We start from the raw sequence: 8,796 nt of genomic DNA, 5'->3' as shown, positions 1-8,796 counted from the left end.
AGGTTCAAGGTTCTAGGTTCTAGGTTCTAGGTTCTAGGTTCTAAAAAAGTTTAACCACAGAGTTCACCGAGAAGTGAATAAGAGTACAAAAATTTTTACTCTGTGCAGCGCAAAGCGCCTCTGTGTTCTCTGTGGTGAATAAAAAGATAAGTTGTGCTAGTTAGAGCCAGACAAATACCTAATTTAATCTCATGTTGGCATCATTTTGACAATCCTGACTACATTATTGAAACGCGGTTTGTTAGGTTGCTAGTTACTAAAGAAATTAACCACAGAGCACACCGAGTTCACCGAGTTCACCGAGAAGTAAATAAAAGTCCAAAAATTTTTACTCGGTGCAGCGCTAAGCGCCTTTGTGGTAAATAAAAAAGATAACTTGTACCTGTTAGGTAACAAGTAAATACAGATTGCGATTTTTCCGATAGCTTTATTCACCGTTGTTTTGTTGCAAAATTACAAGCCATAATTCCAGTTAGTTTAATTAACTGTTTACAAAAGCAGTTATTACTGGAATTATCACGATTTATAATAATTGCCGTTTTAGTGTATTATCAATTACTCAAATAGGAAGGCTGAGTCGCTATGCTATCTAAGGAATGGTGTTAAATTCAATTATGGTGTTACCTCGAAATCGAGATTATTTTCAGATATTTTTAGCCTCTCTATCACCAATGATTTTCGTGGTACTTTTACTTGCAGAGCTTGGGTTGGAATGGGTGTATTCATTATCAATTATTACTATTTGCTACTTAGCTTCATTCATATTTTGGTTTAAGAACGGAACTAAACCAGCTGCGTGGATTAGCAAAGGGAAACTACATATTCGAGATGGTGTGTTCGGTACTGATGTTATTTATAAAGACCGACTAGAATCCATGCGTTATGAAATTGGCCATAAGCGTGCTGTCGCAGGTAGTAATGCAGAGGAAGCTGAGATGCACATATTGGTTATTAAAATGAAAGGTTTTGATGAATGGACTTTACCTATTAAAGATTTAATAGAACATGGGCCAAATTTAAGGCTTTATAAGTTTATCAGAGATAATTTTTATAATTTGAAACTGGTGAAAAAGTAGTTATAACAAGCTTTTAAACACAACACAGAATAAATATAACGCTTATTAATTAATGCAGTTTTTTAGTTCAGGTTTACAGAGGATTTTTCGTTGGGTTTCGCTGCACTCTACCCAACCTACGCAGTCAAGTTTAACTCCGGACATACAACTTAAAGCCTACCGACCCTTGCAAGTTTATACATTTTTTACAAAGCAAAGCGCGAGATAAACTCGCGCTTTCTGTAAACGCCCTAGTACCTAATTACCTAGAGCCTAGCACCTAATTACTTATTAAATCGCTGGGTAACCAATGCGATCAGACAAGTAACCAACACTGGTGGCAAAGTAATATGAGCGATTCCAATGCATTAACGCTTTGTAATTATCATAAGCTAAATACATACGGCCATTCATATCATCAGGCATAACCAATGCCGCCGTTACATCTACGGCTGGTAAATCAGTACCATCCATTTTACGTACACCTAAAGCTTGCCAATCAGCTAGTGAACGCTCTGAATCAGCCCAAAACTCTAACCATTGAGTACGTGTTTTAGTTCCACGTTGCAATACATAGCTAGGTTCGAAGCTCTGTGGTAACTTAATTTGACGACCCCAAGTAAGATCACTATTCCAGCCAGCTTGCTTTAAATAGTTAGCTATTGATGCAAAGGCATCAACTTGGGTGGTCCAAATATCTTTTCGACCATCTTTATCATAATCTACCGCGTAGGCATTAAATGAGGTTGGCATAAATTGCGTTTGCCCCATTGCACCTGCCCATGAACCATTGAATTTATCTAAAGTAATGTGCCCTTCCTTTAAAATATCAAGCGCGGCCCATAGTTGGTTTTTATACATAGTTTCGCGACGGCCATCAAAAGCCAGCGTGACTACCGATGAAATAACGTTGTGACCACCTTGGATTTTACCAAAATTACTTTCAAGGCCCCATAACGCAACAATAAAGCGTGCCTGCACGCCGTACTCGGCTGCAATTTGTTCTAAAATATCTTTATTTTCAGCGTATAGCTTTCGTGCGCGGTCAATTTTCCATTGTGGCACACGCTTTGGTAAGTAAGTCTCTAAGGTTTCTTTAACTTCAGGCTGATTTTTATCAGCAGAAATTACCTTTTCTTTAAAGTGTGCTGTAGCGAAGGCATCTTCAATTAATTGACTATCGTAGCCTTTTTGTGCTGCTTCTTGTTTTAAACCTGCAACATATTCATCAAATTGTGCTTGGGTCTTGGCCAGTGCCGATGTACTGATACAGGCACTACATAAAATTGCAGCCAATTTAGTCATTATATGTTTAGTCACTATCAACTCCATTTTGTTTTCTATGCTCAGCTAGTAAGTTAGCTTCAGGTGGCGGTAACTGGAGATAAAACCCGACATCAGTTAATGATTTCTCAACCAAACTTAAATCAGCCCCGCCTAAATGCGTTCGTTTTGCTAAATTAATTAACATTACGTAATGAGGTTGACCGAACATAGCCATTAAAGGTTCCGGTACCTTGCTAAAATCATCTCTTTTTTCTACAAAAAGGAAGGTATCCGCTTTTTTCTTACTTTTATATACCGCAGTCAGCATTATGACCCTATAAAATCTTGCTTAACAGTGCTGCACACTATAACATGAGAGTCATAATAAGTTAGAAAAATTAGATTAGAAATTTCACCTTATCCATATAAACACAGGCCTTATTCAGCCTGCGTTTATCTAAAATTGATTTCTGATCACACTATTCAATTGAGCGTGTATGTCGGACCAAACTTTTGAGCTAAAAGGGAATCTTTTTACGTTATCAGTTTTACATCTTTATAGTACTGATATAAACCTGTTAGCTGAGCAACTGTATATAAAAATTGCCCAAGCCCCTCGTTTTTTTGAGGGTGCTCCTATTGTTGTTAATTTAATTGAGATAAAAAATAATCTTGTTGATTTTGTTCATCTAAAGTCTTTATTAGAACGAATGAACTTTAATGCTGTTGGAGTCTGTAATGGCTCTGATGAGCAACATACGCAAGCCAAAGCCGCTGGGCTCTCAGTTTTAAATTATTCACAAGACGTTAAGAGTGAACCTGTTACAAAGCAGAGTAATACTTCAATTGTTGAGAAAACAGTTTACTTACCTGCCCAAGTTATCAATGGCACAGTGCGCTCTGGTCAACAAGTGTATGCTAAAGACCGTGACCTAATCGTTATTGGTGCGGTAAGCCATGGTGCAGAAGTGATTGCTGATGGCAATGTACATATTTATGGCACATTACGTGGTCGCGCAATAGCAGGCGCACAAGGTTACAACGAAGCACGTATTTTTTGCCAAAAATTAGAAGCAGAACTTGTTTCTATCAATGGCAACTACTGGATCAGCGATTCTCTGCAAGGTGAGTTCTGGGGCAACGCTGCACAAATCCAACAAAAAAATGAATCATTAGAAATTTCAGCTTTGGTTAAAGGATAAATCTTATGGCAAAAGTCATTGTCGTTACGTCAGGTAAAGGTGGTGTAGGTAAAACTACATCAAGTGCTGCAATTGGCACAGGTTTAGCACTTAAGGGCTATAAAACAGTCATTATAGATTTTGATATCGGTTTACGTAACCTTGATTTGATCATGGGCTGTGAACGTCGCGTTGTCTATGATTTTGTTAACGTTATAAACGGTGAAGCAAATTTAAATCAAGCACTTATCAAAGATAAACGGGTAGATAAATTATTTTTATTACCTGCTTCACAAACCCGTGATAAAGATGCTTTAACTCGCGAAGGTGTTGAACGCGTATTAAACGAGCTGAAAAAAGACTTTGATTATATCGTCTGTGATTCGCCAGCAGGGATTGAAGCCGGCGCTATGATGGCAATGTACTTTGCTGATGAAGCAATTGTAACAACGAACCCTGAAGTATCATCAGTTCGCGATTCAGACCGTATTTTAGGTATTTTGCATAGCAAATCTAAACGTGCTGAAGAAGGGCTTGAAAACATAAAAGAACATTTATTACTGACTCGTTATAACCCAGAGCGAGTAGCTAAAGGTGAAATGCTGTCAGTTGAAGATGTGCAAGATATTCTTTCTATCGAATTGTTAGGTGTAATACCTGAATCACAAGCGGTATTAAGTGCATCAAACTCAGGCCAGCCAGTTATATTAGATACAGAGTCTGATGCTGGGCAAGCTTATGCCGATGCAATTAATCGCTTATTAGGTGAAACAGTCGAATTTCGCTTCTTAGATGTAGAAAAGAAAGGTTTGTTCAAACGGATATTTGGAGGTTAACGTGTCACTACTTGACTACTTCCGCTCAGAAAAGAAAAATACAGCGTCACTAGCAAAAGAGCGATTGCAGATCATTGTTGCGCATGAGCGCTCACAGCGTGGTACACCTGATTACTTACCACAATTAAAACAGGATATTCTTGATGTTATCCGTAAATACGTCAACATCAGTAATGACGCGGTTCAAGTCCAATTCGATCAAAACGAAGATGACTTAGCGGTATTAGAGCTCAACGTCACTTTACCTGACGAAGAGAAAGAAAAGAAATAACTAAAAGGGCGCTATTACAGCGCCCTTTTCACATTTTATTACTTTATTTAATGTTCAAATTACTCCTGTTCAACATCATTGCCTGTTACAAAAAGCTCAGTCGTTGATTGTTAGTCTAGCTATAGGTATCAATCAAAGGACATTATGATAAATAAAGTTCTATAGTTTGCTGCACATATTTAAAAAAATACCACGCATTATTTAAACTCTTTAATTCGGCACTTAAAGAATACTCGCCGAATCAAGTAATTTACTTCCTGCCTTTGAGGTAACTGCATAATTAAAACCAGGTTGAATACAATAAGAGCCATATTCACCAGATTTACTCAAGGCTAAAAAACCGACTTGAAACTGTTTATAATCACCCAGCTTATGGGCAATTCGCTCAACTGCGGCCTTACACGCTTGAGTAGGTGTCATACCTTGGCGCATCATTTCAACTACTAAATGGCAGCCTACCGTTTTTATCATTAACTCGCCCATGCCCGTTGCCGTTGCAGCACCGACTTCATTATCAACGTACAAACCGGCTCCTATAATGGGCGAATCACCTACTCTGCCTGACATTTTAAAGGCCGCGCCACTAGTGGTACACGCCCCAGATAAATCACCACTACTATCTAGCGCTAACATGCCGATTGTGTCGTGATTTTCAATATTGATCACGGGCGCATATTTTGATTCCACCAGCCAATCTTGCCAGGCCTTTTTGGCTTGCGGAGTTAATAAGTTTTCTTCTATAAACCCTTGTGATTTAGCAAATTGCAGCGCCCCCTCACCTACTAACATCACATGCGGGGTGTTATCCATCACTAACCGGGCAACCGAGATTGGATGCTTAATATGTTGTAAAAATGCAACTGCGCCACAGTTTTGATTTTCATCCATAATGCAGGCATCGAGAGTAACGTTGCCTTCTCTGTCAGGGTAACCACCATATCCTACTGTCATCACATTCGGGTCTGCTTCAGGAATTCGCACACCGGCTTCCACAGCATCAATGGCTTTACCATGCTCAGCAAGTACCTGCCACGCGGCTTTATTAGCCGCTATACCATGTTGCCACGTTGAGACCACTATGGGTTTAAGTTGCGAATTTAAGCTTTTAATTGATTTATTAACGACCTGTGTTTGAGCCAATACTTTTGCCGTCAGTGTACTCGCTCCTACGGCTAGTACAGCGGTTATCGATTGTCTTAAAAATTGTCTTTTACTACTCATGACTAAATCCTAGTTATTCATTTTAGTAATATCGTTGCAGCTTTATTTAAAGTCCCACTCAGAATCATTAAAAATAAGGCCAGAGGGATAGCCCTCTGACCTGTAAGTAATTAAAATTATTTTTCTAATCCGAGTAACTCGATTTCAGCAATTTGTAGTAATCCGTCATTATTTGCATTTTTGCTAATGCTAAGACGATAGCTTAAAAAAGCAAAACCATTATTGAATTCAAATGAACGACGTTGCAAACGCTCATCCCAGCTTTCGCCTAACCATGATGAAACAACAGTCCAGGTTTGGCCTCCATCATTTGAACCTAATAAACTAAAGTTCTCAGGGTCTCGTTCAGGTGCATCATTGGCGCTAGTTATTGCAAGACCGCTGACCGTTTGCGGATCACTAAAATCAACTTGAATCCATGCTGGATTTTCTTCTGTTGGCGCTCCTTGCCAATCATTATGATCCAGCCATTTGGTCTGTATATCACCATCAAATGCTTTATCTGCACTTTCTGCATCACCAATACTAAAGCGGGCACTAAATACACTACCGGTAAGTGAAGTTAGATCTTTAAAAGCATAGTCAGGACCAATTAAACCAACTTCGGCAATTTGAACTAAACCATCATTATTGGCATTTTTAGTTACAGCAAGTCGGTAGTGGCTATACGCGAGTGTATTTGCCACAGGAAACGTTCTTTTTTCTAGGCGCTGATCAAAACTTTCGCCGACCCATGCACCGATATCCAACCAGTTTTCATCATCCATCGATGCCATTAAAGTAAATGATTCAGGATCGCGCTCAGGGGCATCGCTTGCACTTGTGAGTGTCAGTGTATTAACTGCTTTTGCTTGCGGTAAAATAACTTGCAACCAAGCTGGATCAGCATTAGTTGGTGGTCCCTGCCAATCGTTATGATCAAGCCATTTGGTATTTACATTATTATCAAATGCTTGCGCTGCACCTTCACTATCACTGATACTATTACGTGCGCTGTAGCTTGCTCCTGCAACTTTACTATGATCTTCTCCTGGCAATTCAGGGCCAATTAAATCGATATCAGCTATTTGTAATAAACCATCATTATTCTTATTTTTGGTCACTTCTAAACGATAACTACTAAATGCTAGTTGATTAGAAAAAGAAAACGCTCTGCGCTGTGCTCTAGAGTCGAATGATTCTCCTACCCAAGTTGCAAGTTTTTGCCACGTGGTGCCATCATCGTTAGAAGCTAGTAAAGCAAAGTTTTCTGGGTCACGTTCAGGCGCATCATTAGCACTGACAATTACTAACTGATCCACGGCTACAGGACTTACAAAGTCCATCTGTATCCATGATGGCTTGTCTTCAGTTGGAGCCCCCTGCCAATCATTGTGATCTAACCACTTTGTTGTAGGGTCATTATCAAATGCTTTATCTGCATTTTCTGCATCCCCAATACTATTACTAGCACTGGTAGTACCGCTGGTAATATCAGTATGATCAACACTTGTAAAAACAGGGCCTACCATCTGAATGTCCGAAACTTGCACTAACCCATCATTGTTTTTATTTTTTGTAATATTAACTCGATAACTAAGGTACTTTTGTCCATTAACGAAGCTAAATTCTTGGCGAGAAAGCCGATCCTCGAATGATGCACCAATAATATTTGCAAGCTCAAACCAACTTTTTCCACCATCATTAGACCCCAATATGGTAAAATTCTCTGGGTCTCGCTCTGGCGCATCGTTAGCACTGGTAATGAATACACTATTTACAGCCTGTGGCTTTGCAAAATCAACTTGTATCCATGAAGGTGATGCTTCACTTGGTGCCCCCAACCAATCATTATGATCAAGCCATTTAGTATCTAGGTTATTATCAAAGGCTTTAGCTGCACTTTCAGCATCACTAATTGCGTTTCTAGCTGTAAATACTGCACCAGTTAAGTTCTCTTGTGTGGTGATTTCTTGAAGTGGGCCTGTTGATAATGCTTCATCAAAAAGCGGTAATGACAGATCAACTATCGAATCTGCAGTTAAGCCTAGTTCAGTGGTTAGAGGATGACTGCTAATGGCATCATAAATACGCTGACGAAAGGCAGCTAGCGCATCTGCGTCATCGTTTAGTGCAGCCCTAATATTCTGCTGCGCATTATCCATCACTGATTTTAAATTATCAGATTCACTAAACTGTGCAAAAGAAGCATTTAACAACGATAGTTTAATTATTGCCTCATCTGCATATTGCGTTGAGCATACTTGTTCTGCGCTATCATTTTCTTCACAACTTTCACCTAGTATGAAGTTGTCGAGCTTGTCAGCACTTATCACTGCCATGTTAAAAACATTAGTATTGCCCGTTTGCCAACCCATAGTTCGCAACAACAACGCAGACATTTGCGCCTGTGCTAATGTCATTAACTCTGCAGTTGATACATTTCGACCATCAGCAATTTGTTGCTCTACAAGTTGAGTCGCCAAAGTTGTTAATGCGTTGGCTTGCAAAGTTGTGTCTGCAACACCATCGGCATCATTGCCATAAGGTACCGTTAATTGCCCTAACGTTGAAAATACACTCCCAGCAATTGCTGCACCACTGGTTAATTGTGTAAATTCAGCATCACCACAGCGCAGCGCATCACATTGCATTGTAGAACTATCCGTGGTTGAAATATTAAGTTTTACGGTGGAATTGATCCCAAAACCTGCCTCACTGCTTAATTCAATAAAAAAGCGGCCCTCTTGATCGGTATTGCTGGCACTGTTTATTGTTAAATTACTACCATTGAGCGCAGTAACGGCGATATCTGCATTTGATAAAACACCTTTGATTATTGTCCCTGCAATTTCAGCATGTGTAACATCAGGTGTTACTGGTACATTATCTACTTTTGGGTCATTACTTGATCCACCACATGCGCTAAGTAAACTTACAGTTAAAAGTGAGGTCCCTACAAGTTTAAATATATTTAGTGTATTCAT

8 protein-coding genes are annotated in these 8,796 nt (G+C 39.4%); 4 read left to right on the top strand and 4 right to left on the bottom strand.

The window, feature by feature from the left end; translation table 11 throughout:
- The first annotated feature begins 680 nt into the window (after positions 1 to 680).
- Complete coding sequence (locus H5163_RS02320) at positions 681 to 1,076, top strand: hypothetical protein (protein WP_310736637.1); 396 nt, start codon at positions 681 to 683, stop codon at positions 1,074 to 1,076.
- Between the two features lie 270 nt (positions 1,077 to 1,346).
- Here the strand turns inward: H5163_RS02320 and H5163_RS02315 are convergent, their stop codons facing one another.
- Entirely contained in the window at positions 1,347 to 2,363 is a 1,017-nt protein-coding gene (locus H5163_RS02315) for a lytic transglycosylase domain-containing protein (RefSeq protein WP_149980391.1), read from the bottom strand.
- Positions 2,364 to 2,367: 4 nt separating this feature from the next.
- On the bottom strand, positions 2,368 to 2,649 hold the full coding sequence (locus H5163_RS02310; protein WP_145235637.1) for a YcgL domain-containing protein: 282 nt from the start codon (positions 2,647 to 2,649) through the stop codon (positions 2,368 to 2,370).
- Between the two features lie 169 nt (positions 2,650 to 2,818).
- Between H5163_RS02310 and minC the strand changes: the two genes are divergently transcribed.
- The 3 genes from minC to minE are packed head-to-tail and all read left to right on the top strand — an operon-like array spanning position 2,819 to position 4,609.
- On the top strand, positions 2,819 to 3,523 hold the full coding sequence (gene minC / locus H5163_RS02305; protein WP_145235640.1) for a septum site-determining protein MinC: 705 nt from the start codon (positions 2,819 to 2,821) through the stop codon (positions 3,521 to 3,523).
- A gap of 5 nt (positions 3,524 to 3,528) precedes the next feature.
- The gene (gene minD, locus H5163_RS02300; protein ID WP_145235643.1) at positions 3,529 to 4,338 is read left to right on the top strand and encodes a septum site-determining protein MinD; all 810 of its coding nucleotides are present in this window, start codon (positions 3,529 to 3,531) and stop codon (positions 4,336 to 4,338) included.
- Position 4,339: 1 nt separating this feature from the next.
- Entirely contained in the window at positions 4,340 to 4,609 is a 270-nt protein-coding gene (gene minE / locus H5163_RS02295) for a cell division topological specificity factor MinE (protein ID WP_145235646.1), read from the top strand.
- A 222-nt stretch (positions 4,610 to 4,831) separates the two neighbouring features.
- On the opposite strand, the gene H5163_RS02290 is transcribed toward minE, so the two are convergent.
- Together H5163_RS02290 and H5163_RS02285 are read right to left on the bottom strand one after the other, a co-directional pair.
- The gene (locus H5163_RS02290; protein ID WP_182734197.1) at positions 4,832 to 5,830 is read right to left on the bottom strand and encodes an isoaspartyl peptidase/L-asparaginase family protein; all 999 of its coding nucleotides are present in this window, start codon (positions 5,828 to 5,830) and stop codon (positions 4,832 to 4,834) included.
- Between the two features lie 116 nt (positions 5,831 to 5,946).
- Positions 5,947 to 8,796, bottom strand: a complete 2,850-nt coding sequence (locus tag H5163_RS02285) for a discoidin domain-containing protein (protein WP_182734195.1) — start codon at positions 8,794 to 8,796, stop codon at positions 5,947 to 5,949.

The organism is Pseudoalteromonas sp. SG44-8, assembly GCF_014164125.1.
In the GTDB taxonomy this organism is placed as follows: Bacteria; Pseudomonadota; Gammaproteobacteria; order Enterobacterales; family Alteromonadaceae; genus Pseudoalteromonas; species Pseudoalteromonas rhizosphaerae.
This window is presented reverse-complemented; position numbering and strand designations above follow the sequence as displayed.

Excerpts from the sequence above, each read along its gene's own strand:
- H5163_RS02310 (WP_145235637.1), bottom strand. The coding sequence starts at position 2,649 with ATGCTGACTGCGGTATATAAAAGTAAGAAAAAAGCGGATACCTTCCTT.
- minC (WP_145235640.1), top strand. The coding sequence starts at position 2,819 with ATGTCGGACCAAACTTTTGAGCTAAAAGGGAATCTTTTTACGTTATCA.
- minD (WP_145235643.1), top strand. The coding sequence starts at position 3,529 with ATGGCAAAAGTCATTGTCGTTACGTCAGGTAAAGGTGGTGTAGGTAAA.
- H5163_RS02290 (WP_182734197.1), bottom strand. The coding sequence starts at position 5,830 with ATGAGTAGTAAAAGACAATTTTTAAGACAATCGATAACCGCTGTACTA.
- H5163_RS02285 (WP_182734195.1), bottom strand. The coding sequence starts at position 8,796 with ATGAATACACTAAATATATTTAAACTTGTAGGGACCTCACTTTTAACT.